The 25,698-nt window shown below is 69.4% G+C and carries 26 protein-coding genes; 12 read left to right on the forward strand and 14 right to left on the reverse strand.

Annotation, left to right across the window (positions count from 1 at the left end):
* Positions 1 to 16: 16 nt before the first annotated feature.
* From ACIPYT_RS01785 to ACIPYT_RS01795, 3 genes are read right to left on the reverse strand one after another with little or no spacing between them, the layout of a single operon-like run.
* Complete coding sequence (locus tag ACIPYT_RS01785) at positions 17 to 817, reverse strand: ATP-binding cassette domain-containing protein (protein WP_401069966.1); 801 nt, start codon at positions 815 to 817, stop codon at positions 17 to 19.
* 1 nt (position 818) lies between these two features.
* The gene (locus ACIPYT_RS01790) at positions 819 to 1,892 is read right to left on the reverse strand and encodes an ABC transporter permease (RefSeq protein ID WP_401069968.1); all 1,074 of its coding nucleotides are present in this window, start codon (positions 1,890 to 1,892) and stop codon (positions 819 to 821) included.
* A gap of 32 nt (positions 1,893 to 1,924) precedes the next feature.
* Positions 1,925 to 2,962 carry a substrate-binding domain-containing protein gene (locus ACIPYT_RS01795; protein WP_401069970.1) on the reverse strand — a complete coding sequence of 346 codons (1,038 nt, stop codon included), beginning with the start codon at positions 2,960 to 2,962 and terminating at the stop codon, positions 1,925 to 1,927.
* 153 nt (positions 2,963 to 3,115) lie between these two features.
* Here ACIPYT_RS01795 and ACIPYT_RS01800 point away from each other — a divergent pair, with 153 nt between their 5' ends.
* Together ACIPYT_RS01800 and ACIPYT_RS01805 are read left to right on the forward strand one after the other, a co-directional pair.
* Positions 3,116 to 3,799: a hypothetical protein gene (locus ACIPYT_RS01800; protein WP_401069973.1), complete on the forward strand. Its 684-nt coding sequence runs from the start codon at positions 3,116 to 3,118 to the stop codon at positions 3,797 to 3,799.
* Positions 3,796 to 4,353: a hypothetical protein gene (locus ACIPYT_RS01805; RefSeq protein WP_401069976.1), complete on the forward strand. Its 558-nt coding sequence runs from the start codon at positions 3,796 to 3,798 to the stop codon at positions 4,351 to 4,353. Before ACIPYT_RS01800 ends, ACIPYT_RS01805 begins: the two co-directional genes overlap by 4 nt.
* Positions 4,354 to 4,697: 344 nt before the next feature.
* Here ACIPYT_RS01805 and ACIPYT_RS01810 read toward each other — a convergent pair whose 3' ends face one another.
* Positions 4,698 to 6,020 carry a hypothetical protein gene (locus tag ACIPYT_RS01810; protein ID WP_401069979.1) on the reverse strand — a complete coding sequence of 441 codons (1,323 nt, stop codon included), beginning with the start codon at positions 6,018 to 6,020 and terminating at the stop codon, positions 4,698 to 4,700.
* A 188-nt stretch (positions 6,021 to 6,208) separates the two neighbouring features.
* On the opposite strand from ACIPYT_RS01810, the gene ACIPYT_RS01815 reads away from it, so the two are divergent.
* Positions 6,209 to 7,354: a calcium:proton antiporter gene (locus ACIPYT_RS01815; RefSeq protein WP_401069982.1), complete on the forward strand. Its 1,146-nt coding sequence runs from the start codon at positions 6,209 to 6,211 to the stop codon at positions 7,352 to 7,354.
* A gap of 48 nt (positions 7,355 to 7,402) precedes the next feature.
* On the opposite strand, the gene ACIPYT_RS01820 is transcribed toward ACIPYT_RS01815, so the two are convergent.
* Entirely contained in the window at positions 7,403 to 7,855 is a 453-nt protein-coding gene (locus ACIPYT_RS01820) for a MarR family winged helix-turn-helix transcriptional regulator (protein ID WP_401069985.1), read from the reverse strand.
* A gap of 191 nt (positions 7,856 to 8,046) precedes the next feature.
* Between ACIPYT_RS01820 and ACIPYT_RS01825 the strand changes: the two genes are divergently transcribed.
* Positions 8,047 to 8,991 (forward strand): hypothetical protein, encoded by a 945-nt coding sequence (locus tag ACIPYT_RS01825; protein WP_401069988.1) that lies wholly within the window; start codon positions 8,047 to 8,049, stop codon positions 8,989 to 8,991.
* Positions 8,992 to 9,255: 264 nt separating this feature from the next.
* Here the strand turns inward: ACIPYT_RS01825 and ACIPYT_RS01830 are convergent, their stop codons facing one another.
* Both ACIPYT_RS01830 and ACIPYT_RS01835 read right to left on the reverse strand, forming a co-directional pair.
* Entirely contained in the window at positions 9,256 to 9,756 is a 501-nt protein-coding gene (locus ACIPYT_RS01830) for a MarR family winged helix-turn-helix transcriptional regulator (RefSeq protein WP_401069991.1), read from the reverse strand.
* Position 9,757: 1 nt separating this feature from the next.
* Positions 9,758 to 11,479, reverse strand: coding sequence for an MDR family MFS transporter (locus ACIPYT_RS01835; protein ID WP_401069994.1), 1,722 nt, complete (start codon positions 11,477 to 11,479; stop codon positions 9,758 to 9,760).
* A gap of 105 nt (positions 11,480 to 11,584) precedes the next feature.
* Between ACIPYT_RS01835 and ACIPYT_RS01840 the strand changes: the two genes are divergently transcribed.
* From ACIPYT_RS01840 to otnC, 8 genes are all read left to right on the forward strand, one after another.
* Positions 11,585 to 12,193, forward strand: a complete 609-nt coding sequence (locus ACIPYT_RS01840) for an ester cyclase (RefSeq protein WP_401069997.1) — start codon at positions 11,585 to 11,587, stop codon at positions 12,191 to 12,193.
* A 183-nt stretch (positions 12,194 to 12,376) separates the two neighbouring features.
* The gene (locus ACIPYT_RS01845; RefSeq protein WP_401070000.1) at positions 12,377 to 14,383 is read left to right on the forward strand and encodes a hypothetical protein; all 2,007 of its coding nucleotides are present in this window, start codon (positions 12,377 to 12,379) and stop codon (positions 14,381 to 14,383) included.
* A gap of 83 nt (positions 14,384 to 14,466) precedes the next feature.
* The gene (locus ACIPYT_RS01850) at positions 14,467 to 15,129 is read left to right on the forward strand and encodes a GntR family transcriptional regulator (RefSeq protein WP_401070003.1); all 663 of its coding nucleotides are present in this window, start codon (positions 14,467 to 14,469) and stop codon (positions 15,127 to 15,129) included.
* 161 nt (positions 15,130 to 15,290) lie between these two features.
* Positions 15,291 to 16,028 carry an MBL fold metallo-hydrolase gene (locus ACIPYT_RS01855; protein ID WP_401070006.1) on the forward strand — a complete coding sequence of 246 codons (738 nt, stop codon included), beginning with the start codon at positions 15,291 to 15,293 and terminating at the stop codon, positions 16,026 to 16,028.
* A 43-nt stretch (positions 16,029 to 16,071) separates the two neighbouring features.
* Entirely contained in the window at positions 16,072 to 16,860 is a 789-nt protein-coding gene (locus ACIPYT_RS01860) for a hydroxypyruvate isomerase family protein (protein ID WP_401070009.1), read from the forward strand.
* Positions 16,857 to 17,537 (forward strand): aspartate/glutamate racemase family protein, encoded by a 681-nt coding sequence (locus ACIPYT_RS01865; protein ID WP_401070012.1) that lies wholly within the window; start codon positions 16,857 to 16,859, stop codon positions 17,535 to 17,537. The genes ACIPYT_RS01860 and ACIPYT_RS01865 overlap by 4 nt, the downstream gene beginning before the upstream one ends.
* Positions 17,534 to 18,808 carry a 3-oxo-tetronate kinase gene (gene otnK, locus ACIPYT_RS01870; RefSeq protein ID WP_401070015.1) on the forward strand — a complete coding sequence of 425 codons (1,275 nt, stop codon included), beginning with the start codon at positions 17,534 to 17,536 and terminating at the stop codon, positions 18,806 to 18,808. The genes ACIPYT_RS01865 and otnK overlap by 4 nt, the downstream gene beginning before the upstream one ends.
* Positions 18,805 to 19,425, forward strand: a complete 621-nt coding sequence (gene otnC, locus ACIPYT_RS01875) for a 3-oxo-tetronate 4-phosphate decarboxylase (protein WP_401070018.1) — start codon at positions 18,805 to 18,807, stop codon at positions 19,423 to 19,425. The genes otnK and otnC overlap by 4 nt, the downstream gene beginning before the upstream one ends.
* A gap of 63 nt (positions 19,426 to 19,488) precedes the next feature.
* On the opposite strand, the gene ACIPYT_RS01880 is transcribed toward otnC, so the two are convergent.
* From ACIPYT_RS01880 to ACIPYT_RS01910, 7 genes are all read right to left on the reverse strand, one after another.
* Entirely contained in the window at positions 19,489 to 20,436 is a 948-nt protein-coding gene (locus tag ACIPYT_RS01880; RefSeq protein ID WP_401070021.1) for a nucleoside hydrolase, read from the reverse strand.
* 21 nt (positions 20,437 to 20,457) lie between these two features.
* Complete coding sequence (locus tag ACIPYT_RS01885; RefSeq protein ID WP_401070027.1) at positions 20,458 to 20,754, reverse strand: hypothetical protein; 297 nt, start codon at positions 20,752 to 20,754, stop codon at positions 20,458 to 20,460.
* Between the two features lie 7 nt (positions 20,755 to 20,761).
* Positions 20,762 to 22,081 (reverse strand): MFS transporter, encoded by a 1,320-nt coding sequence (locus tag ACIPYT_RS01890; protein WP_401070029.1) that lies wholly within the window; start codon positions 22,079 to 22,081, stop codon positions 20,762 to 20,764.
* Positions 22,082 to 22,145: 64 nt separating this feature from the next.
* Positions 22,146 to 23,132, reverse strand: coding sequence for a nucleoside hydrolase (locus ACIPYT_RS01895; protein ID WP_401070032.1), 987 nt, complete (start codon positions 23,130 to 23,132; stop codon positions 22,146 to 22,148).
* Between the two features lie 44 nt (positions 23,133 to 23,176).
* Positions 23,177 to 23,851, reverse strand: a complete 675-nt coding sequence (locus ACIPYT_RS01900) for a substrate-binding domain-containing protein (protein ID WP_401070035.1) — start codon at positions 23,849 to 23,851, stop codon at positions 23,177 to 23,179.
* Positions 23,848 to 24,882 carry a phosphoglycerate dehydrogenase gene (locus ACIPYT_RS01905; protein ID WP_401070038.1) on the reverse strand — a complete coding sequence of 345 codons (1,035 nt, stop codon included), beginning with the start codon at positions 24,880 to 24,882 and terminating at the stop codon, positions 23,848 to 23,850. Before ACIPYT_RS01905 ends, ACIPYT_RS01900 begins: the two co-directional genes overlap by 4 nt.
* Positions 24,879 to 25,664: an NAD-dependent epimerase/dehydratase family protein gene (locus ACIPYT_RS01910; protein ID WP_401070040.1), complete on the reverse strand. Its 786-nt coding sequence runs from the start codon at positions 25,662 to 25,664 to the stop codon at positions 24,879 to 24,881. The genes ACIPYT_RS01905 and ACIPYT_RS01910 overlap by 4 nt, the downstream gene beginning before the upstream one ends.
* Positions 25,665 to 25,698: the final 34 nt, after the last annotated feature.

Genomic DNA, 25,698 nt, shown 5'->3' on the forward strand with positions numbered 1-25,698 from the left:
TCCGGGATGGAAGGACTCATGACGTGATCCCCAACTGCTCGGGTGTCTTGGCGCCGACCATGAGCGCGACGGCATCCGCCATGTCGATCTGCGAGGTCTCGACCAGGGCGATGCGCCGACCGAGTCGTTGGATGTGGATGCGATCCGCGACCTCGAAGATCTGCGGCATGTTGTGGCTGATGAGGATGACGGGGATGCCGCGGGCGTTGATGTCCTTGATGAGCTTCACGACACGGCCCGATTCCTTGACACCCAGCGCGGCGGTCGGCTCATCGAGGATCACGACCTTGGAGCCGAAGGCCGCGGCGCGGGCGACCGCTACTCCCTGGCGCTGCCCGCCGGAGAGAGTCTCGACCGATTGACCGATGTTCTGCAGGGTCTGGAGTCCGAGTTGCGACATCACCTCGAGCGCTTGCTCGCGCATCCGCTTCTTGTCGAGCATCCGGAACACTGATCCGGCGATCCCCGGTCGACGCAGTTCGCGCCCGAGGAAGATGTTGCTCGCGATGTCGAGCGCGGGCGAGACCGCGAGGCTCTGGAAGACGGTCTCGATCCCGAGTCGACGGGCCTCGACGGGGGACCTCAGCGTCGTGACTTCACCGCTCACCCGCAGCTCTCCCTCATCGGGTTGGACGGCCCCGGCCAGGACCTGGATCAGCGACGACTTGCCGGCGCCGTTGTCGCCGATGACGGCCAGCACCTCGCCCTGCCTGATCTCGAAGTCGGTGTGGTCGAGCGCGACCACCCGTCCGTATCTCTTGACGATGCCGCGAGCCTCGAGAACGAGCTCGGCGACGGTGGAGTCCGTGGTGGTCATGTCATCGTCCGATCTTGCGCAGGCGCTGGTCGACCGCGACCGCGCCGATGATGAGGATGCCGATCGTGAACTCCTGCCACAGGCTGTCGAAGCCCGCGAGCGAGAGTCCGCTGGAGAAGACGCCGACGATCAGCGAGCCGAGCAGGGTGCCCATGATCCGCCCCCGTCCGCCGAAGAGGCTTGTGCCGCCGATCACGACGGCCGTGATGGATGCGAGGTTGTACGCGGCGCCGGCCGTCGGGGAGATCGATCCGATCCGCCCGATGAGGAGCCACGCGGTGATGCCGATGATGAGCCCGGCGATCACGTACACCGACATCAGCACGCGGTCGACCCGGATGCCGCTCAGCCGTGCGGCCTCGAGGTTATCGCCCACGGCGTACACGTGCGTCCCCCAGGCGGTGTTGCGCAGGATGTAGGCGAACAGCGCGAACATGAGCAGCGTGAGGACCTGGCCCCAGGTGAACGTCGTGCCGAGGATCTGGAACCCGCTGCCGAGCCACGTGAGAAGCGCGGGCACCTCGGCGAAGGGCACGCTCTCCCCGTCGGAGATGAAGATGTTGAGCGCGTAGAAGATGCTCAGCGAGCCCAGGGTCGCGATGAAGGGCGGGATGTTGAGCTTGGTCACGATGAGGCCGTTGATCGCACCGCAGACGACGCCGACCAGGATGCCGAGCACGAGCGAGAGCTCCACCGGAAGACCCATCGCGACGGCGAACCGACCCATCGCCACCTGTGCGAGCAGCATCACGGCCGCGACCGAGAGGTCGATGCCGGCCGTGAGGATGATGAGCGTCTGCGCGATGCCGAGCATCGCGATGACCTGCACCTGCTGCAGGATCAGGGAGAAGTTCTGCAGCGTGCCGAAGTTCGGGGACACGATCGAGAACACGATGACGGCGAGCACGAGTACCGCCAGCGGTCCGATCAGCGGACGCGAGAGCATCTTGCGCTCGATCCACTGCAGCGGCGTCGGCCGCGCGCCCTGGTCGATCTCGACGAGCCCCATCGAGAATCCGGCCGTGACCGTGCTCGGCCGCTCGTCGTCGGGGATGTCCGTTGCGCTTCTGTTCATGGTCGGCTCTCCTCGCCGTCGAGTGCGGGGCGTCAGCCCCAGCACTCCTCCAGGCCGAACGCGGAATCCTCCGACTCGATCCCGGACTGCGGGAGGTCGGTGATGAGCGTCACGCCGGTGTTCGTGAAGTCGAGGCCGTCGCTGTTCTTCGGCTTCGTGCCGTCGGCGAGATAGGCGTCGACGGCCTGCAGCGCCTGCGCGGCCATGTCGAGCGGGAACTGCATCGACGTCGCGTCGATGATGCCCTTCTGCACGTTGGCGATGCCGGGGCATCCGCCGTCGATCGAGACGATCATGATCTGTTCCTGCAGCCCGGCGGCGACGATCGCCTGGTAGGCGCCGGCGGCGGCGGGTTCGTTGACCGTATAGACGAGGTTGATCGTCGGATCCTTCTGCAGGAGCTTCTCCATGCCGGTGCGGCCGCCCGCCTCGTTGGCGTCGGTCACCTCGTGTCCGACGAGCCGTGGATCGTCCTCGTCCCACATCTTGGCCGGGTCGGCGACGTCGATGCCGAAGCCCTCGAGGAAGCCCTGATTGCGCGCGACGTCGACCGGGATCTGATCCGTGCTGAGGTCGAGGGTGCCGATGCGCGGCTCCTGGTCTTCGAGCGCGGCGCGGGCCCACTCCCCCACCAGTTCACCGGCGAGATGGTTGTCCGTGGCGAATGTGCCGTCGACCCCGGAGTCTGCTCCGAGCGGGGAGTCGAGCGCGAACACGAGTACGCCCGCCTGCTGTGCCTTGCGGATGGCGGGGATGATCCCGTCTCCGGCCGGAGTCACGAGAATCGCCTTGGCGCCTTGCGCGGTGAAGTTCTCGATCGCCGTGATCTGCGAATCGACGTCGCTCTGACCGTCGCCGCTCGCGATCTGGAGGTTGAGACTGAGCGACGCGGCCTCGTCCTTCGCGCCCTCGGTCATCTTCACGTAGAACGGGTTGTCCTGCGTCTTGATGACGAGTCCGACGAGGGGCTCGTCGGATCCCGCTGACGATGCGGCGCAGCCGCTGAGCCCGAGGAGCGCCGTCGCTCCGATGGCTGTCGCAGCGACGATGCTGCGGATGTGTGCGTGCATGATCTCCCTTTCGGATCACCAGCTCGAAATGTTTACCGACAAGACCAAGGTACCGGAAATTTCTATTTTGTCGAGAGCGAGGGGAAAATTCCCGAGATCGACGTCCGACCCGTGAGCTGCGGAGCCGTCGCAGCGGCTCGCTAGGCTGACCTCGTGACCAGGTCGGGGGGAGACGGCGCGGCAGCGCGCACCGGCTCCGTCGCGCGCTCCGTCGTGCGACGCTGGATCCGCGCGGTCGCCGACGTGCCGCGATGGATCTGGTTCGCGGCCGCCGCGCTCGCCGTCGGACTCGTCGTCGTCGCCGCGACCGGTGGACTCGCAGCGACGCAGCCATCCGCCGACGAGGTCGGAGCGGGCGCGGAGGTGCGCACCTCCGCGTACGCGATCACGGTTCTCGACGCCGAGCTCACCGACGAGGTCGAGTCGGAGTTCCTCCGCGCCGACGACGGCGAGGTGCTGCTCGTGCTCACCACGCGCATGGAGAACCTCTCGGACGAGGCGATCGGCGTCGCGACCTCGGCGGATCGCACCAGAGCCGGATTCGTGAACACCGACACCCCGCTGCTCGACCTCGCCGGGGTGACGCCGCTGGGTGTGACCTCGGTCTGGCGCGACGACGGCTCCTCGGGGCAGGTCGTGCTGCAGCCCGGCGTCCCGAGCGAGGTGACGTTCGCGTTCACGGTGCCCGACGACGCGTACGCCGATCGACCCGTCGCACTCGAGGTGCACGACGTCGAGGTGCGCCGAGGCGCGGTCATCCTCTCCTCCCGCGTCGTGACCTGGCGCCCCGCCGCCCTGGTCGCACGCATCGTGCTGCCCACGGACGGGATGTCATGAGGCGCGCGCTCCCCTGGATCCTCGGCGCCGCGCTCGCGATCGGCGCCGGAGCCGTGACCGCGGTGACTCCGACGGACGACGACGTGCTCGCGCCGTTCTCGCTCCGCGCGGAGGTCGGCGACGCGGTCTCCTCCCGCACGATGGCCGCGACTGTCACCGCGGCGACGCTCGCCGACGAGATCGTGGTGCCGGATGCCGGATGGAGCGCCGAGGGCGACTGGTTGGTCGTGACGATCGAGGCGTCGGCCCGGCACACCGAGGTCGATGCGGCGGTGCAGCTCGCGACGCTCACGGTCGACGGACGTGTGTTCCTCGCGAGCGAGCGGCCGTCCGCAGCGCTGCGGGGCACGCCCTTGCGCGCGGGCATCGACACCGCCGGGATGCTCGCGTTCGAGCTGCCGCCCGACGCGACCGGCGGGACGGCCGAGCTGCGGCTCACGACGGCGTTCATCACCTCGGAGCTCGACGACATGATCGTCGTGACGATCGACCTCGACGACCTCGACCGCACGGCGAGCGTCGATCTCACCGCGTCCGAAGTGGTCGGCCGATGAGCTGGTGGCGGAGGCAGCGCCTCGCCCTCATCGCTCTGGGCGTCGCGGCCGTCGCAGCCGTGGGTGCCATCGTGTGGCTCGACGTGCTGCCCTCGCTGCGGCCGAGCGACCGGGTGATCACCGCAGAGGACGCGGTCGACCTCTCGGGTCAGACTCTCACGATGGGGCCGGCCGAGTGGGGCGAGTTCGAGTCGCCCGCGGGCACGCGCACCCTGAGCATCCGGCTGCGGGCGAGCGGCGGCGCGGACGCCGCCCTGTGCGGAGTCGCCACGCTGAGCGACGCGTCGCGCACGTGGGTCAGCTCGCGCGAGGGCCTCGACGTGCCGTCGGGAGAGGGTGAGACGTCATGCGTCCCCGAGGCCTCGTCGTACCGCATCCTCCTGGTGTTCCTGCTCCCCGACGACGCCGACGGACCCTTCCGTCTCGACATCGAAGGCGCCGATGACGTGACCGCCCGGTTCGACATCGACCCCTGACGGGCCGGTCGCGGATGCCGGGGCGGCGTCGACCCCCGACGGGCGCGTGTCGAGCCCGGCCTGCGGGCGCCCGATCACGCCGTCGTACGCCGTCGCGACGATCGCGACCCGCAGCGGCTCGGCGAGAGCGCCGACCGCGATCAGCACCAGCGGATACACGCCCGCCCAGAACGAGCTCTCGTGTCCGCCGATGAGCTGCAGCACTCCCCTCGTGCCGTTCTGCTCGGCCCACCCCCACGCCGCATAGGCGAGCGCGTACGCGCCGAACAGCAGGGGTCCGCCGCGCCAGATGACCGCGACCGCCGCCCACAGCCCCTCGAGCCGCATCACGATCGTGCGCGCGATGCTCACCACGGCTCCGCGCATCGCGCCGCCGCCCCACCGTGCGAACGACGGCGTGGAGTCGAACGTCGTGCCGAAGATCACACCGGCGACCGTGAGCCACGCAGCCGGGACGATCACGGCGGCGATCACGATGCCGACCACGGCCGTCGCGACCTCCCACACGACCGCGACCGGGGCGAGATTCACGGCGAACCAGTCACCGAAGACCTGCAGCCATCCGACGACCTCGCGCTGTGCGATCCACTCCACGATCCCGCTCCACCAGCGCGCGACGAGTGTGAACAGCATGAACGTCCAGAGCACCTCGGCGTAGACGCCGAGCACGACGCACCAGCGCGGCAGTCGCGCGGAGACACGCATGTAGACCAGCCGTGCGGCGAGCGCGATCACGAGCACCGTGACGGGCAGCACGCCGACGCCGATGAGGCCGCCGCGGTCGCCGATCTGGTCGAGCTGATACCCCGAATCGGCGAGCGCGATCGCACTGGCGACGCGGAAGAACTCGATCTGATCGGCGTCCAGCATCCCCCACGCCGTGTAGAACGCGAAGAACGGCAGGATCGCCGCGAGGGTGGCCGAGGCGAATTCGCGCGGACCTCCGGCATCCGCCCGTCGGCTGTGCGGCAGCGACGGGCGCACGGTGAGGTACATCGCGACGTACGACACCAGCCGCGCCGCGACCGCGAGCGGCAGGAGCAGGAGTCCTCCGAGGGTCGTGTGGCCGCCGACGAACCCGGCGAGCTCGATGAGCAGGCGGTGCAGCGCCTCGCCGCCGAGGTACCAGGCCATCAGCGCGGGCCAGTGCCGCGCGAGGATGCGCCCGAACGTGCGGAGGGCCGGTGACATACGCCCTACCGTAGCGGGCGGGTCGTCCGAACGACGCGGCCGGCTCCCGGATGCACAGGGGGTGTTGCGGTTCGTCGCCTATCCTGGAGTCCGTGATGTGAGAGTCGGTGCATCGGCACCGCGAGGCGAACGGGACGACCCGGTCGCCATCCTCAGTCGGGGACGGCCCCACCTCCAAGGAATGCACCATGTCACCCACCATCCGGAGTCTGGTCCGCCCCACTGACATCGGGCGCATCGCGCTCGGCTGGGGCGCGTTCGGCGCCGTCATCCTCGCCCACCCGCTGCTCGCCGCACCGGCGCCGGCGTTCGTCCTGATCGTCGGGCTGTGCGCCATCGTGGCGGTGATCCTCGTGTGCGCGTTCGGCGTCGTGAAGCAGGCCGAGGCGCTCGCTCACCGGCTCGGCGACCCGTACGGATCGCTCGTGCTCACGCTGTCGATCGTGCTGATCGAGGTCATCCTGATCTCCGCGGTCATGCTCGGCCCCGGCGAGCACGCCACGATCGCGCGCGACTCCGTCATGGCGGTCGCGATGATCATCATGAACCTCGTGATCGGCCTCGCGCTCCTCGTCGGCGGCCTCCGGCACCGAGGGCTGCAGCACAACCGCACCGGCACCTCGGCCTACCTCGCGATGCTCGTGCTGCTCGTGACGCTCGCGTTCGGTCTGCCGGCGCTCGTCGGCGTCGACGGCGCCTTCACGGTCGCGCAGGAGATCCCGATCGTCATCCTGACGCTCGGGATCTACGCGTTCTTCCTCGTGCGGCAGATGGGCGCGCAGGCCGCGGACTTCACCGAGGTGGGCGCGCACTCCTCGGCGGATGCCGGACACTCCCGCGCATCCTCGACGACCGGCATCCTGCAGACGATCGCCGCTCACCGCACCGAGGTCGCGGTGCGGCTCGCCCTGCTCGTCGTCACGGTGCTCCCGATCGTGCTGCTCTCGCACGACATGGCGGCGCTGCTCGACGACGGACTCGGCCGCCTCGGCGCTCCTCCCGCGCTCGCGGGCGTGCTCATCGCGGCGATCGTGTTCCTCCCGGAGTCGATCACGGCGGTGCGGGCGGCGCTCGGAGGCGAGGCCCAGCGCGTCAACAACCTGTGCCACGGCGCGCTCGTGTCGACGGTCGGACTCACGATCCCCGCGGTGCTCGTGATCGGGATGCTGACCGGTCAGACCGTGATCCTCGCGGAGTCCCCCGCGAACCTGCTGTTGCTCGGTGTGACGCTGCTGCTCTCGGTGACCACGTTCTCGGCCCGCCGCGTCACGGCGATGCACGGCGCCACGCACCTGGTGCTGTTCGCCGCCTACGTGATCGTCCTGTTCAGCTGAGCACGTCGGTGCGCGCCTGCGCGCGGGTTCTCGCCTGCGCGCGGGCGCTCAGCGGTCGCCGCTGAGGTCGCCGAGCAGCGACACGAAGCGGTCGAGGTCCTCGGCCGACCACCCGCGCACCCGCTCGCCCAGGCGGGCCTCGTACCGCGAGCGAGCCGCCGCGATGCGCTCCTGCGCGAGAGGCGTCGCGACGAGCACGCGGGCACGGCCGTCGGCGGGGTCGGGCACGCTCTCGACCAACCCGAGCTGTTCGAGCTGTCGCACATGACGGCTGACCGCGGACTTGTCGGTCTGCAGGCGATCGATGATCGCGCCCGCCGACGTCGCGGCACCCGACGCGATCGACGTCAGCACCTGGTAGCCGAGCGGCTGCAGGTCGGGGTGCACCGTGATGGCCGCCTCGCGCCATCCCACCCGGATGCGGGCGAACAGCCGTCCGAGCTCGTGCTCGACGCGGTGCACGGCCTCGTCGACATCGGCGGGTCGGTCGGCGTCGCTCATGCTCGACAGCTTACGGCGAACCGACGCTCGCCCTGTGCGCTCCCGCCAATCGCGCCCTACTACGATTCCGCCGCGACGTGCCCGGGCTCTCACAGACCGAATTCAAGCGTGTGGCTGGTGATCTTGGCCAAAGGTCTGTCCACCGAAGAGAGGACATACAGAATTGTTGATCTCCGTCTATCTTTCTGGCTATGGAGCGAGATCTACTCGCACCGTATGCGAGCGGGGTTCAGATGCGTCGGATATCAGGCAGATCGTCGGTTGTCGGTGCCGCGGTGGCTGTTGTGGTCATGATGATGGTGGGAGTGCCTGGACTCCCGACGGTAGCTGACGAGCAGAGCGCAGCGGATGGTGTGGCCGTGGATCCGACATCGCAGAGCGTAACGGTGGAATCGAGTGATGTGGGCCTCCAGTTACCGGGAGATCTGACAACCGTCACAGTGGACACCTCCCTCATCTCCGATGACGTGTTCTCCGGTCAGGGGGCATCGTTGCTGAACACCTCCGTGCAATCCGCTGTGCTCAGCAGTTATGCCACCGTGGACGGCGTACAGACCCTCATCCAGATCGCCGGCGCGGACGCGCCTACTGAGTATCGTTTCCCATTGAACCTTCCTGAGGGCGGGCAAGCGGCACTCTTCGATGACGGGGCTGTGATCATTTCGGATGGGTCCGGGGCCTCCGTCAGCGGATTCCGTGCACCCTGGGCCCTCGATGCAAACGGAACAGCAGTACCGACATCGTTTCGTGTCGAAGGAAACGAACTCGTCCAGGTGGTCGGTTTCAACGCGGACACAGCGTTCCCCGTTACCGCAGATCCCGACCTCGGCACAGAATGGTGGGGCTACTACGTGCAGCTCACTCGCGCCGAAACCAAGAGGGTCGCCACGATCATCGCCAACAACCAGGGACCCGCCGTTCTCGCTGGTGTTGCCTGTGGAGCACTCCCCGCACCACCCGCTGTGATTGCCTGCGGTGCGGCGATCGCACTCGCATACTTCAAGATCATCGACCCCATCAACAAGGCCAACACTGCAGGAAAGTGCGCCGCGGTCAACTACCCGTGGCTCGTGATCTCGAACCCGCAGATTGGGTGGACCTCGATCAACGTGACTACCGTCAACTGCCGGAGGTAAATAATGTCCAAATACCTATCCAGAGCGCTGATAGCCGTCCCGTTCGCACTGTTCCTATTGCTGTTCCCGTTGATATCCGGGCTGCCGATAACCTGGTGGAACATCGTCGGTTCGGTCCTGTTCGTCGTCGTCTTCTATGTCAGCCAGAGCATCTACGACAGACGACGAGACCGGAACAGCAGGCCGGACACCCATCTCTAGACCGACCCGCCCGGCCCGCATCCGTGGTTCGGGCATGCAGGTGAGCACGCGACGGCGCGGGGCTCACACCTCCGACAGCAACCGGAAGACCTTCGACGCCGCGCGGATCTCGTCGGGCGAGAGCTCCGCCATGACGGCGTGCAGGCGCAGGCTGTGGTCGCGGCGCAGCGCGGTCAACGCCTCCTGCGCGACCGGCGTCGCGCTGAGCACGCGCAGCCGGCCGTCGCGCTCGTCCGGCCGCGACTCGAGCAGGCCCAGCTCCTCCAGCATCCGCACCTGGCGGCTGATGACGGACTTGTCGATCTCGAAGCGCTCCGCGAGCTCGTGCGCACTCGCCGTCCCCGCCCGGTCGATGAACGTCAGCAGCTTGTAGCTCCCCACCTGCAGGTCGGGGGCGATGCGCGCCGCCGACTCCTTCCACAGGGCCCGCGTCCTCGCGAAGATGAGGTTCAGGTGCGTCTGGAGGTCGCCGATCGCGGTCTCCACGTCGGGAGCATCGGCGGCGGGCTCCGCCACGAGGGCGGAGTCCGCGCCGAGGGATGCCGGGGCGTCCGACATGCTCATGTCAGTCCTTCGACTCCCGGTCGTCCTCGCGCTCGAGGACGGCGACCGGAGAGGTCGTGGGTGCGGACGACGACGTTCCCGCGAGCCCGGAGATCCGGATGACGCCGGTGGAGGCGCCGACCTCGGCCTCAGAGACCTCGATCACCGACTCCTCGACCTGATCGCGCATCTGCTCGGCGGCGTTCTTGGTCGACAGCGGCTTGTTGCGGATGAACGCGATCGCGATGATCGCGATGACGGCGAGCGGGATCGCGATGACGAACGCGTCCGCGATGCCGTGGCCGTAGGCGCCCTCGACGATCGCGCGGATGCTGTCGGGCAGCTGCCCCACCTTCGGCACATCACCCGAGCCGAGGTGCTGCAGCGCGTCGATCTCGTCCTGCGTGGTGGGCGCGAAGCCCTCCAGACCGTCCTTCACGTAGGTGGCGACGCTCGACGAGAGCAGCGACCCCATGATCGTGACGCCGATCGTGCCGGCGATCGTGCGGAAGAAGTTCACGTTCGACGAGGCGGCGCCCAACTGCTGCGGCGCGGTGTCGTTCTGCACGATGAGCGTGAGGTTCTGCATGACCATGCCGAGGCCGGCGCCGAGCACGAACATGTACGTCGCGACGAGGCCGAACGGGGTGTCGTAGCGGAGGGTCGCCATGAGCGAGACCCCGACCGTGGTGAGCACCGAACCGGTCAGCATCCATCCCTTCCACTTGCCGAAGCGGCTGACGAGCTGGCCGATGATGATCGACGCACCCATCTGCCCGATGATCATCGGGATGGTCATGAGGCCCGACTCGGTGGGCGTGGCGCCACGCGCGAGCTGGAAGTACTGCGCGAGGAACACCGAGGTCGCGAACATCGAGACGCCGATCGCGATCGATGCGATCACCGAGAGCGTGAAGGTGCGGTTGCGGAAGAGCGACATCGGGACGATGGGCTCCTTGACGAAGAACTCGACCGTGATGAACGCGGCGAGCGCGACGGCGGCGATGACCGCGAGCATGATGCTGGTGGAGGAGTCCCACTCGAACTGGCTGCCTCCCATCGACACCCAGATCAGCAGGGTCGAGACGCCGACCGCGAGCAGCACGATGCCGAAGTAGTCGATCGACACCTTGGTGTCGCGTTGCGGCTTCGGCAGGTGCAGGGTGAACTGCAGCAGCACGAGGGCGAGGATCGCGAAGGGCACGCCCACGAAGAAGTTGGAGCGCCAGCCCCACACGTCGGTGAGGAGGCCGCCGAGCAGCGGTCCGCCGATCGTGCCGAGGGCCATGATGCCGCCGACGACGCCCATGTACTTGCCGCGCTCGCGCGGGGAGATGATGAGGGCGACCGCGATCATGACGAGGGACATGAGTCCGCCGACGCCGATGCCCTGGATCACGCGGACCGCGATGAGCATGTTCGTGTCGGTCGAGAAACCGGCGATCACGGTGCCGATCGTGAAGAGGATGAGCGAGATCTGCACGAGGATCTTGCGGTCGACGAGGTCGGCGAGCTTGCCCCAGATCGGAGTGCTGACCGCGGTGGCCAGCAGGCTCGCGGTGATGACCCAGGTGTACTGGGACTGGGTGCCGCCGAGGTCGGCGATGATGACCGGCATCGAGGTCGAGACCACGGTGCCCGAGAGCACGGCGACGAACATGCCGACGACGAGTCCCGAGATCGCGGTGAAGACCTCGCGCGCCGAGCGGGTGGTCTCGGTGGAGGTGGATGTGGGGGTTGTCACTGTAGGAGAGCTCCGTCTAGAAAGTTGATAAGTATCAACTATAGAACAAGTGGTTGCAAAAGCGCAACTATTCGAGGGAGTCGATTCCGATGCGAGGATCGGAGGATGACGGATGCCTGGGAGCTGCGCCTGTGGTTCGAGGACTACCTCGACGCCTGCAACCGGCACGACCTCGACGCCGTGCGCGAGCTCCTCGACCCCCGGGTGCGACGCGCACACCTCCCCGCCGGCGCCGACGCATGGATCGACGACCTCGCCGACCTCTTCCATGGGTTTCCGGATTGGCAGTGGCGGCGCATCCAGATCGTCGTCGAGGACGACCGTGTCGCCGTGCACCTCCGGGGCAGCGGGACCCACTCCGGCGTGTACCGCGGCATCGCTCCCACCCGACGGCACGTGAACGTCGCCGAGTTCGGGATGTACCGTGTCGCCGGTGGACGCGCGACCGAGTTCAGCGGCACCGGGACGACGCACTGCTGCGAGCTATCGGGGTGTGACCGCACACCCCATCAGCGTCGGCGGTATGCGAGCAGGCGGATGCCAGCAGCGACGACGACCTCGGTGCCGTTGTGGCGCCGCCAGTTGTCGGCGATCCCGGCTCCGATATCGCGACAGGCGTTCACGACGATCCGCCTCGTCGTGTCATCGCCGATCAGGTCGGCGAACAACGTCTTGAGGTCGGATGGCTGCGCCCCGGGTGCCGGAGTGCGGTGAGTGGTGTTCTCGATGGTCATGATGGTCCTTCTCTCTCGATCGCGCACCGTCTTTCGGTACGTTCCGACTCTGAGGCCGCGGGCCGCGAGACAGAAGCCGCGATCTGTCCGGCATCTGTCTCCCGGTGTCCGACGCTTTCCCGCGGCCGTCCGGTGTCGACCCCGCACACACCGTCGGGCTGGCATGATCGGTGATGTGCACGACACCGACGGCCTGACCCTGAGCAAGGCCCTGTGGGATGCGCTGCCGAGCGACCTACGCGAGTTGTCGCGCCCAGCGGCCGCAACAACGGTCGCGGTCGCCGTTTTCGTCGACGCCCTTTCCGAGGGTTACGGCATGGCCGATGAACAGGACGAGGAGCTCCTGCGGCGCGCGCAGCAGGCAGCCGAGGCCGTTCCCGGGCTCGCGCGACTGCTGTCCCCCGAGACCGGAGCGCTCGATGCCGAGGATCTTCGCGACCGCCTCTATCGTTCCCTGACGCACCTGGTCTCGTCGCCCCTGCCCAACGAGACCACCGAGCGGATCCTGCGATCCGCTCAGATCTACTGGGCGCTGTCATGGCACGAAGAGACCCGCCCGCTGCTGCCGCTCCGTGGCGGTGAGCCGGTCGAGGACGCAGACACGCTCGGCCGACCGATCAGACTCAAGGCCTCCATCGGCTTGTCGAGCCGCGGGGCGGACTTCGCGCGTCTGCGTCGCACGGCGCGCACGGAAGATGCCCGGGGCATGAGACAGACCTCGGGGAACGCTCTGCGAGAGGAGGGTGCGCGCATCGCGCTCCGGGTCGCCGAACACCTCGTGGACTCGGTCGGCGTCGACACACCACTCTTCCCGGATGCGCGCATCGTCGAGGCACCCTCCGGCGCAAGGGTGACGCGCACGCTCGTGCTGCACAGACCCGCCGCACGGCCCCCGGCCGCACGACCGACTGGGAACGACCACGTCTCCGCACACCGCGGCATCCAGGAGCAGGCACGCGACCTGGAGGCGAGCGGCCTGTTCGTCGAAGCGGCGGAGATGCACTCGATGCTGGTCGGCCTCATCCGGCGCCGGTCCGAGAGCGCGCCAGGCGACCACGAGGGGGCGCTCGCCGCCGCAAGCCTCAGCGCGGGATTCGCGCAGTACCAGGCGGGCGATGCCTCGACGGCGATCACGCACTTCGACACGACCGCGCGGATCAGTGAGATGCTCGCCGTCCTCGACGCGCGCACCGTCTCGCACACGATCCACCTCGGAACCGCGCTGACGATGCGCGGGCTGATTCTCCTTCTCCGTGGAGAACCCGTTGACGCGGTCGCGGCGCTGGCACGCGCCGTCGGTGCGCTCAGAGACGGAGCCGACGTCCATGATGAGTGCGAGCATCTGTTGTCCGGAGCGCTCAGCCTCCTCGGAGCCTGCAAGCTTCAGACCGGCGACACCGACGGCGGCCTCATCGACATCACGCGAGCGGTGGCCATCACCCGCAAACTTACACGCCGAGAACCCGCCGATGCCGACATCCGCCTACTCCTGGCCGGAACCCTCTTGTCGTCGGGCGTCCTCCACCTCCGGTCGGGCGACCTCCGCGCGGCCGGGGCACAGCTCAGCGAGTCAGCGGAGATCGCCGACGCACTCGCGACCGCACATCGCGCCGACTGGACGTTCCGATTCCAGCTCGCGACCTCGCTCAGCACGCTCGGTGGGCTGCGGCTCGCCGAAGACCAGACGGACGAGGCGTTGTCCCACCTCGACCGAGCCGAGGCCGCCCTGAGCGAGCTCGTCGACGAACGCGGATCCGATCGCCACGTGCACCTCATCCGTGCTGTGACGCTCGTATCGCGCGCGATGTGCCATGTAGTGAGCGACGACGAAGCTGCTCTCGCCGCCGATGCGGAGCTCGCCGTTCGCGAGTTCGAGTGGTCGGACGACGGCGCCGGCACGGGCAACAGCATCCCGGAGATGCTGAGCAGGTCGCCCTACGCGTTGGCCGTGCTGTTCGCCGCGCACGCACGTTTCGAAGCCGGCGAGGAGTCGCGCGCCGAGGACGTGCTCCGCCGCGGGGTCGGCGCGCTCCGTCATCCGCGCGACGACGACGAGCGCGAACGGCTATCCGACCTGCTGTCGGTCCTCGCGGAGCTCTACGAGGACCAGGACCGCCACGACGACCTCCGCGACGTCCGCGCCGCGCTGGGCGACCTGGGCGTTCCGTAGGCGTCCCCGACGCCGCGTTCCACGGCCACGCTGCCGCCATGCGTCAGAATGGGTCGTGGGCCGCGCGCCCGGAGGAGGCAATGGTGGCAGAGAGCGGTGCACGCACCCCCGTCGCGGATCAGATGTACGAGGTCCTGCTGGGTCAGTTCATGGACGGCATCCGCGGAGCCGGCGAGCCCCTCAACATCGGTGCGCTGTCACGCGAGCTGAACGTCAGCCCCACCCCCCTGCGCGAGGCGCTGGCCCGCCTCGAGCACACCGGTCTCGTGCATCGCGAGGCGCTGCGCGGCTACCGCGTGGCCCCGATGATGAGTCTCACCGAGGTGCGCCAGCTGCGCGACGCCCGGCTGCTCATCGAGCCGCATCTCGCGGCGGAGGCCACGGCGCGCGCGACCGACTCGTTCGTCGCGAGCCTCGAGGAGACGGTGCGCGACTTCGAGTCCTCGATCGACCACGCCGACCGCGAGACCGAGGGGTTCCGGATCTACTGGCGCTCGGACGACCGCTTCCACCGGCTGATCGCGGCACACGCGGGCAATCCGTTCCTCGCGACCGCCTACGACACGCTGGCGGGGCAGATCCAGCGCTTCCGTCTGTTCTCCAAGCTGGGACGCACGGGGGCGAAGTGGGCCGCACCCGAGCACCGGGCCATCCTCGACGCGATCCGCGCGAAAGACGTGGAGGGCACGCGGGAGCGGATGCGCGAGCACATCGAAGGTGCCGCGGGCCGCCTGCTCGACCCCTGAGGCCGACCGCCCACTCCTGAGAGGCCCTCGTTCCCTGCACCGACCTCAGTCGGCACACAGTCATGCGCTCTCGACCCAGTGCAATACTATTGTCGATAGTATTGATTGCGGGCGTGTCGACGAGGACCCCATGACTCCCCGCCCGAAGGGAGAATCGACCCATGTACTCGCTGCACTCGCTCGTCGACGGCTTCCCCGGCAAGTCCTCCTCGCACGGGGCCTTCGGCTGGAGCAGTCTCTGGCTGCTCCAGGACGGTGAGCGTCGCGTGCTCGTCGATGCCGGGCCGCCCGCCTACATCCCCCTGATCCACGCGGGACTCGCCGATCTCGGCCTCACCACCGCCGACATCACCGACGTGCTCGTGACGCACCTGCACTGGGACCACGTCGGCAACTTCACGATGTACCCGAACGCCACGACGTGGGTCGGCGAGGCCGAGCTCGCCTGGGCGTCGACGCAGCCGGCCGGCACTCCGTTCGTGCCCGACCTGCACGTCCAGGAGCTGCGGCGCCGCACAGACGGCGTCGAGCGCATGCGCGACGGCGTAGAGGTGCTGCCCGGCATCACGGCGATCGCGAGCCCCGGCCACACCCCCGGCCACCTCGCGTTCCACGTCGAGGCCGCCGACCGCGCGCACGTGTTCGCGGGCGACGCCGTGAAGAACGTGTTCGAACTCAACACGCTGCGCGTCGACTCGACGATGGATGCCGACGCGAGCCGCGCGAGCGTCGACCGGCTGCGCTCGCTGCTCCGCGACACCGACGGGCTCCTCGTTCCCGGCCACGACGTCGCCCTCGGACTCGATGCGGGCGAAGCCGTGCGGCTGACGTCGCAGAGTGCGCGGATCGGGTTCTTCGCCGATGGCGTCCGCGGCGAGACCGACCGGAGCATCCGCTGACCATGAGCCGGCCGCCGCTGACCGCCCGCCCCGAGGAGAGACCATGACCACCCTGCGATTCGATGCCAATCTCAAGTGGCTGTTCACCGAGCATCCCTTCGAGGAGCGGTTCGACGCCGCGGCCCGCGCCGGCTTCCGCGGCGTCGAGTTCCCGGCGCCGTACGCGTACGCCCCGGAGCGTCTCGCGGAGTTGCTGCGGCAGGCGGGCCTCTCGCAGGTGCTGGTCAACACCCCCATGGGCCCGGCGGGATCGCCCACACGTCAAGGGCTCGCGTGTGTCCCTGGGGCGGAGGAGTCGTTCCGGGCGGGGGTGCTCGACGGCCTCCGGTACGCGACCGCGCTCGATGCGCCGTTCCTGCACGTGGTGGCCGGCATCGTCCCCGACGGGGTGGAGCGCGATCGCGCCTTCGCGCTGTACCAGGACAACATCGGGTGGGCGGCGGAGCAGGCGAGGGGCACCGGCATCCGCCTGCTGCTGGAGCCGCAGAACAAGCGCGACGCCCCCGGCTTCGTGCTCGACACGCAGGCACAGGCCGCCGCCGTGGTCGACACGGTCGGGCGGGACGCCGCCGGCCTGCTCATGGACTTCTACCACGCGCAGATCGACGAGGGCGACCTGATCACCACCTACCTCGCGCACCGCGAGCAGATCGCGCACATCCAGATCGCCGACCCTCCGGGACGCCACGAGCCCGGCACCGGCGAGATCGCGTTCGACCGCATCTTCGCGACGATCGCCGAGTCCGGCTACGACGGCTGGATCGGCTGCGAGTACCAGCCGCTCTCCGACACCGTGAGCGGCCTCGACTGGATGAAGGGCCTCACCGCATGACCACCACCACCCCGCGCATCGCCCTGATCAGCGCCGTCACGGCCGCGATCGGCCCGGCCACCGCGGCGCTCGGCGAGCTGTATCCCGAGGCCGAGGTCTGGAACATCCTCGACGACCGGCTGCTCGTCGACGCCGACGAGCGCGGCGGTCTCGACGACGCCCTGCGCGCGCGCATGACGCGACTGATCGACCATGCCCTGTCCGAGGGCGCCGACGGCGTGCTGCTCACCTGCTCTCTTTACGGCCCGGTGGCTGCGGAGACACGCAGCGACGCGCCGGTGCTCGCGCCGGACGACGCGGCCTTCGCCGAGATCGCGGAGACGGGATACCGCCGCGTGCTCGTGGTCGCCTCGTTCGAAGGCGCCAAGAACGACTCGGTCGCACGCCTGCGCGCGGCGCTGACGCGCTCCGGATCGTCGACGACCGTCACGGGCGTCGCGGTGCCGGCCGCGATGGCGGCGACGAAGGCGCAGGATGCCGACGCCCTGCTGACCGCGCTCGTCGAGGCGTGCCGTCCCCTCGCGGACGACGTGGATGCGATCCTCCTCGCCCAATACTCACTCGCCCCGGCCGGGCCCGCGCTCGGCGCGGCCGTGGATCTCCCGGTGGTGTCCGGCCCGGCGAGCTCCGCGGTCGCGCTGCGCACCCGCCTCTCGCCGCGGGAGGAGGCGCGATGATCGGCATCATCGCCGACGACGTCACCGGGGGCACCGACGTGGCCGTCGCGTGTCGCCGGCAGGGCCTGCGCACCGGGATCGTGTTCGGCATCCCGCGCGCCGATGCGATCGACGTGTCGTGGGACGTCGCGGTCGTGGCGCTCAAGACGCGTACCGTGCCCGCGGCGGATGCCGTGGCGCAGTCGCTCGCGGCGGCAGAGGCGCTCCGCGCGGCGGGCGCGACCCAGCTGTATCTGAAGTACTGCTCGACCTTCGACTCCACCGCGGAGGGGAACATCGGGCCGGTGCTCGACGCTCTCGCTGCGCTCGTGGGCGCGGAGCGCGTGGTGACGACACCGAGCTCGCCCGAGCACGGACGGACGGTCGAGGCCGGACAGCTGTTCGTGCACGGCACGCCCCTCGCGGAGTCGCCCATGCGCGACCACCCGCTCACCCCGATGCGCGACTCCGACCTCGTGCGCCTGCTCGACCGACAGCTCTCCGCGCCCGCGAGCGCCACGATCCCGCTCGACGTCGTGCGCCAGGGCACCGGGGCACTGACCGACGCGATGCCCGCTCTCGAGCCCGGCATCCGCTATGTGCTCCCGGATGCCGTCACGGACGACGACCTTGTCACGGTCGCCCGCGCATCGGCGGGCGATGCGCTCTGGGGTGGCGCGGCAGGATTCGCCGGAGCGCTCGCCCGCGTCATCGCCGAGCAGCGCGGCGGCGACGTCGCGACCGCGGCACCGCCCACCGCTACGGGCCGCGCGGTCGTGCTCGCCGGCTCCTGCTCACGGCGCACGCTCGAGCAGATCGACGCCATGCTCGACGCCGGACGCGCCGCGTTCCGGCTCGACGCCCTCCGCGAGCAGGACCCGGAGCGTCTCGCCGCCGAGGCGCTGTCCTGGTACGACGCGCTCGACCACGACGCCGCCCCTCTCGTGTACGCCTCTCTCCCGCCCGAGCAGCTGCACCAGGTGCAGGAGCAGCTCGGCGTCGCGGAGTCCGCGGCCATCCTCGAAGGAGCCCTGTCGCTCGTGGCCCGGGGCCTCCGCGAGCGGGGCGTGGACCGATTCGTCACGGCGGGCGGCGAGACGTCGGGAGCCGTCGTCGCAGCCCTCGGAGTGGATGCCGGCGAGATCGGCGCCGAGGCCGCCCGCGGCGTGCCCTGGATCCACTCCGCCGACGGCATCCGCCTGCTGCTCAAGTCCGGCAACTTCGGCGACGTCGACCTGCTCCTCTGCGCCTCCGAGGATCCCGACGCGGATGCCGGCGGAGACGCCTCGTGACCGCGGAACGCACGGCGGTGGTCCGCGCGGCGAGGTCGCTGTTCGATCGCGGGCTCACGCACGGCAGCACGGGCAACGTGTCGCTGCGCACCGACGACGGCATCCTCGTGACCCCGACCGGATCGAGTCTCGGCACCGTCACGGAGGACGACCTGTCGCTCATCGACGCCTCGGGAGCCCACATCGCCGGCCCCCGACCGTCGAAGGAGGCGTTCCTGCACGCGGCCGTGCTGCGCGCACGCCCCTCCGCGCGCGCAGTCGTGCACACGCACTCCACGCACGCCGCGGCCGTGTCGTGCCTGCGCGACGTGGACCACGACGACGTGCTCCCGCCACTGACCGCGTACTTCGCGATGCGGGTCGGACGCCTGCCGCTGCTGCCGTACCACGCCCCCGGCGACGACGCGCTCGAGAGCCTCGCGGAGGCCACGGCACGGAACCACCGGGCGCTGCTCCTGAGCAACCACGGACCCGTCGTCGCCGGTTCCTCTCTGTCGGCGGCCATGGATGCTCTCGAGGAGCTCGAGGAGACCGCGAAGCTCTTCCTGCTGCTGCGCGGCATCCCCACCCGCCCGCTCACTCCGGCGGAGGCCGCGGCGCTCCGGCCCACCGACTGATCCGGCGACGCACGAGAAGGGGCGGGTGAGGATTCCTCACCCGCCCCTTCTCGCATCCGTTCGTCAGCGATGCGCGATGACCGCCGCCGTCAGCGCGTCGGCCACGGCCGCGGCGTCGATGTCGAACAGCACGTCGACGTTCGGCTCACCCTTCCAGCGGTCGATCATCTGCACGACGGTCTGCCCGCGGGTGTGCTCGCCGTGCAGCTCGATATCCACGTGCAGCCGGCGCACCGTGAACCACTCGGGGTTCAGCGCGTAGGCGACACACGGCACGTCGTTCAGGTGCATGCCCTCGGTCTTCCACTCCGGCATCTCATCGGGGTCGTCGTGCCGGTCGGGGTAGCCGATCATCTCGCACAGCGCACGCCCCATCGGCGCACCCGACTCCCACAGCGTCGCGATGTGGGCGGGGCTGAGGGCGAAGCTCCGCGACACGTCGAGTCCGACCTGGGTGAGGGGAGCGCCCGACTTCACGACGATCTCCGCAGCCTCGGGGTCGTTGTAGATGTTCGCGCTCGCGACGGGAGTCACGTTGCCCCATGTGAGCGCCGCGCCGCCCATGTAGATGATGCGGCGCACCGACTGCGCGAAACGGGGCTCCAGCTTGATGGCCAGCGCGACGTTCGTGAGCGGCGCGAGCGCCATGATCGTGATCTCGCCGGGCGACGACATGACCGCGTCGATCATCCGCAGCACGGCGTCGGAGGGGACGACGGCATCGGGGTCGGGGTCGGGGTACTCCCAGTAGCCGACGCCTCCGGGGCGGTGGATGTGCTCCGCGAAGTGCGGCTCGCCGACGAGGGGGCGCGCCGCGCCGCTCCAGATCGGCAGGTCGGGGCGGCCGGCGAGGGTCGCGATCTTGCGGGCGTTGGCGGTCGCCGTCTCGACGGGCACGTTGCCGAAGACGGTCGTCAGCGCCTCGATCTGGAACGCATCGGATGCGAGAGCCCAGAACAGCGCTCCGGCGTCGTCGATCCCCGGGTCGGTGTCGATGATCAGTCTTACCATGTCCATGCTTTCTTTCCGGTCCTAGCGGCGGGGCTGCCGCACGGACGCTTCCGTGGAGTCGGGGATGGGGGTGGAGGTCGTCTCCGCCCGCGCGGTTCGCGCCGCCCGTGCACCCCGGATGAGGTACACGACGTTGATCGCGATCAGGGTCACGTTGAGCGCGACCATCGGCGCGGAGCCGAGCAGGAGGTTGTAGGCCATGAGCAGCGTCGACGCCCCCAGGTTGACCCACCGCAGGCGCGAGATCGTCGGCTGCATCAGCGATGTGATCAGGAGGGCGCTTCCGGCCCACCCGACGATCTCGCGCCAGAGGTCCATCAGGTCGTCACTTTCCCACGAAGAGGCCGTTGCGCCGCTTCGCGACGACGTACAGCACGACGCTGACGGCGCACAGGGTCGCGATGTAGATCGGGAACACCCACATCAGGCCCAGGCTCTGCAGCCAGAGCAGCAGATACGAGGCCGTGCCGCCGAAGATCGCGACGCCGAGTCCGTAACCGAGCCCGAGAGCCGTGCCGCGGATGTGCTGGGGCAGGAGGGAGTTCGACACGACGACGAAGATCGTCATGTTGAGCAGCAGCACGATCGCGCCACCGAACATCACGCCGGCGAGAGTGCCGACGCCGGGCTGCGAGTACAGCAGGGCGAGGAAGATGGTCGGGATGGCCAGCAGCCGGGCGATGACGAACCAGCGCGACATCGGGAACCGGTCGAGGACGCGGCTGAGCGCCAGCGCTCCCAGAGTGAGGAACACGCCCATTCCGGTCGTGATCGCGAACACCGCGGTGGGATCCTCGCCGAACGTGCCATTCGCGAGGTTGGGGAGTCCGGCGATCCACGTGTAGTTGTACGCCTGGATCGCGCCGACGATGAAGATCGCCGCGAGCACGCTCAGCCAGTACTTGCGCACCTCACGCCATACGGAGTTCTCCGGCGTGGGCACGGCGCCTACGGTGCGGATCGCCTCGGTGTTCAGCGTCTCGGGCAGCGTTCGACGCAGCCACAGGACGAGAAGTCCGAACACGCCGCCGATCAGGAACGGGATGCGCCAACCGTACTCGGCCAGTACCGCCGGGCCGAGGAGGGAGCTGATCGCGAAGATCGACAGCGGCGCCAGGAGATTGCCGAGGTTGTTGAAGAACGCGAAGAAGCCGGCGACATAGCCCGGCCGGTTGGGCACCAGCTCGAGTGCGTAGGCGGTGCCGAGGGGAGCCTCGACGCCCGCCGAGAGGCCCTGCAGCAGACGGGCGGCCACGACGATGATCGGGGCGGCCACGCCGATCGTCTGGTAATCGGGGAGCACGCCGATCACGAAGCTGCCGAGGGCGACGGCGCCGATCGCGAAGATCATGATCTTGCGTCGGCCGAAGCGGTCGGCCACGAAGCCGAACACGACGCCGCCGAGCGGGCGGGCGACGAATCCGACGGCGAAGACCGCGAGGGCGTTCAGCGTCGACGCGAGCGGATTGTCGGAGGGGAAGAACGCCGCCCCGAGGTACACCGACAGCAATCCGAAGATCGCCCAGTCGTACCATTCCAGCGCATGCCCCCAGCTCAGTGCACGGAGGTTGCGACGCTCGGTCTTGCTCGCCTTCCCCTTCAGCTGCTGCGGTGCGGTCGTCTTCACTGCTTCATCAGTACTCATTCGAGCTCCTTCGCTCTACCCCGTGAGAGTGGGGTGGTCGGGTGTGGGGTATTCGGGTGGGTGTTCAGTTCCAGGGCACGGGCCGGCGCAGGGTCTCGCCGATGAGGTCGAGCACGCCGTCGAAGTCCATGTCGAAGATGACGCGGTGCAGCGGCCGGGTCTCGCCGCGCACCGGGTGCACACCGGCGAGGTAGCGGTCGCCGGTGGCCGGGTCTTCGAACGTCTGCAGCGGACGCCGCACGGCGCCGGCCACGAGTTCGGGGCGCAGCAGCGTCGCCACCGCGAGGCTGTCGTTGATGCCCATGATGCGCCGATCGTCCGGCTGCTCGTACGAGCGCGTGTAGAAGCCGGCATAGTCGGCGCTGATCGCTGTGATCAGCTGTGCGGCGGGCGATCCGGTCTCTTCGGCGATGTCGAGGAAGAACCGCTCGGGTACGAGGGCCTGCCGGGTGACGTAGGGACCGCACCAGGTGACGTCGCCCTCGTGACGCGCGACCTCCTGTGTCGCGTCGGGGTCGAACGAGACGTTGGGGTCGCGGGAGACGCGGAACCGTCGATCGGCCCACGGCTCGGTGTCGTGATACAGCGCGGGGCCGAGCGTGCCGACGATCGTGACGCTGCGCAAGCGCTCGATCAGGCGAGGCTCGCGCTGGAGCGCGAGGGCGAGGTTCGTCTGCGGTCCGAGCGCGACGTAGTCGATCTCCCCGTCGTGCGCGTCGACGAGATCGAGCAGCATCTGCACGCCGTCGGGTTCTGCGGGGACAGAGACGGCGGGGCGCAGCCCGGTGTTGCCGAAACCGTCGTCGCCGTGCACGCCGGGGTTGAGCTGCAGCTCCTGCACGAGAGGCACGGATGCTCCGCGGTAGACGGGCACGTCGGATCGCCCGCAGGTGTCGAGCACGTAGCGCGCGTTGTCGGCGGCCCGCTCGCTCTCGCAGTTGCCGAAGACGCTGATCGCGGCGAGGAGCTCGACCTCGGGATCCGCGGCGAGCAGCATCAGCGCGAGCGCGTCGTCGACGCCCGTGTCGGTGTCGACAATGACTTTTCTCATGTTCCTCTTCTTTCGGGTGAGGGGATGTCGGTGGACGGATGCCGTCAGGGAGCGCTGAGGCCGATGTCCGCGAAGGCGCGACGGGCCGCAGGCTGCAGGAGGTTCTCGGCGAACACCGACGCGGCTGGTGCCTCGGCCCGTACGCCGATCGCGAAGCGCCCGTACGACTGCAGAGCCTGCGGCAGTGGTGCGACGACGTGGGGGCCGGCGACCGCGCGCAGCTCGCTGATCTGCTGGATCGCGACGGTCGCCCGTCCGTCGATGACGGCCTCGGCCGTGAGCCCGGACGGGAATCGCACGGCTCTCTCGTCGATCTCGTCGAGCAGGTCGCGCTCGCGCAGCACGGACATGAAGTGCAGTCCGCTCGCTCCGCTCAGCGTGTAGGCGACCGCGGGCGCCGCCCGGAGGTACTCGACGAAGGCGGCCTCCCCGTCGTCGGCGGGTGCGGGGCTCTCGGGGAGCCGGGCGAAGCCGACCGCCGACACCGCGATGTCGGCCACTTGCGCGGGATCGAGCACGCCCTGCTCCGCGAGCTCGCGCACCGACGACGACACCCCGAGCAGCAGGTCGGGGCGCTCGCCCGCGGCGATGCGGTCGAGCAGCACGGTGGTGGGCTCGAACGTCGTGGCGACGCGCTCTCCCGTCGCCCGCTCGAACGCGGGGATCACGGTCTCTTCGAGCGCCTGCTTGACGACCAGGCCGCTGAACAGCGAGATCACGCCGGCACCTCCCGCGACTCGACCGCGCGGTGCGCCACGGCGCGGTGCTCGGGGTTCACCACGAACGGCGGCTCTCCCCCGCCGAGCACCGCGATCACGGTGGCGGCGGCGATGCGGCCGGATTCGCCGCGCGCCTCACGCGTGGCGCCGGCGACATGGGTGGTCGCGAGGATGCCGGGCGTGTGCAACAGCGCGCTGTCGGCGGGCAACGGCTCCTGAGCGAACACGTCGAGGGCGGCGCCGCCGATGACGCCGCGCTCCACGGCATCCACGAGCGCGTCCTCGTCGATGATCCCTCCGCGTGCGGTGTTGATGAGGATCGCGTCGTCCTTCATGAGTGCGAGGCGGTCGGCGTCGATGAGGTTGCGCGTGGAGTCGTCGAGGAACAGGTGCAGGGTCACGAAGTCCGACTCCGCGAGCACCTCGTCGAGAGTCGCCCGGCGGATGCCGTTCGCCGCAGCGAACTCCTCGTCGAAGTAGGGGTCGTACGCCGCGACGTGCATGCCGAAGCCGCGCGCGATCGTCGCGACGGCCTTGCCGATCGAACCGAGACCGAGGATGCCGAGGGTCGCCCCGCGCAGCTCCCGTCCGGTGAGCTGGTTCCAGCGGCCGTCCGCGAGGTTGCGGATGTTCTCGGAAACGCGTCGCGCCGACGAGAGCATGAGCGCGAAGACGTGTTCGGCGACGGCCTGGCGGTTGGCTCCGGCGGTGATGCAGACCGGGATGCCGCGTCGCGTCGCCGTGTCGACGTCGACGCTGTCGTAGCCGACGCCGGTGCGCACGACGACCTGCAGGTCGTCGGCGGCGATGAGGTCGTCGGCGCCGAGCGGCCGGGTGCCGGCGATGATGGCGCGGACGCCCGCGAGCACGGCGGCGCGCTCCTCGACGGGGAGGGTGTCGAGCTCGGGCTCGTGCCGGGTCGCGAGACCGGCGTCGTGCAGCAGGGCGTCGACCTCGTCGCCGGGTGCGAGGAACGCGGTCGTGATGAGGACGTCGGTGCGCGGCGCCTCGTGGTTCTGCGTGGCGGTCACCAGATTCCTCCCTCGTAGTCGGCGGCGGTGAAGGCGCCCCCGTGCCGGCGCGGTGCCGGGGCATCGGTGTCGATCCCGTCGGCATGGTCGGCGGCGTCGTCCTGCGGCGCGTAGCCGATCGCGGCCCAACCGGCGGTGCCGTCCCACCACGAGTCGCTGTTGGCGGAGCATCCGTAGACGACCTGACAGCCCACCGGGCCGTTCTCGATCGCGCACCGGACGAGCTCGATGCCGTCGCGCCAGCTGAGCCACAGCGCGAGCTGGCGGGCGTCTTCGGGTTCGGGGCGGAACGTGCCGATGCGCAGCAGCACCGATTCGACGCCCCACTTGTCGTGATAGAGGCTGGCGAGCGCCTCGCCGAAGGCCTTCGAGACGCCGTAGAACGTGTCGGGACGCAGCGGGGCGCTCTCGTCGAGCACGGTCGTCGCGTCGTGGAAGCCGATCACGTGGTTGGAGCTCGCGTAGACGACACGGCGTACTCCGGCCCGCCGCGCCGCCTCGTACACGTGCTGGGTGCCGTCGATGTTCGAGGCGCGGATGCTCTCGTAGGTGGATTCGTCGGCGATGCCGCCGAGGTGCACGATGACGTCGACGTCCGTCGCGGCCGCGGTGAGGCCGTCGAGGTCGGCGAGGTCGCCGATCACGACCTCCTCCCCCGGGTGCAACGGCTCCTCCGGGGAGTGACGCGTGAACAGGACGACGCGGTCGTAGCGGCCGGCGAGGCCTTCTCGGATCACCCGCCCCATGCGGCCGGTGCCTCCCGTGTACAGAACTGTGGTCATCTTCGTCCTTCGATCGCGTTCCGAATCAAATAGT

It is taken from the genome of Microbacterium sp. NPDC089695 (genome assembly GCF_044749085.1).
Taxonomy (GTDB): domain Bacteria; phylum Actinomycetota; class Actinomycetes; order Actinomycetales; family Microbacteriaceae; genus Microbacterium.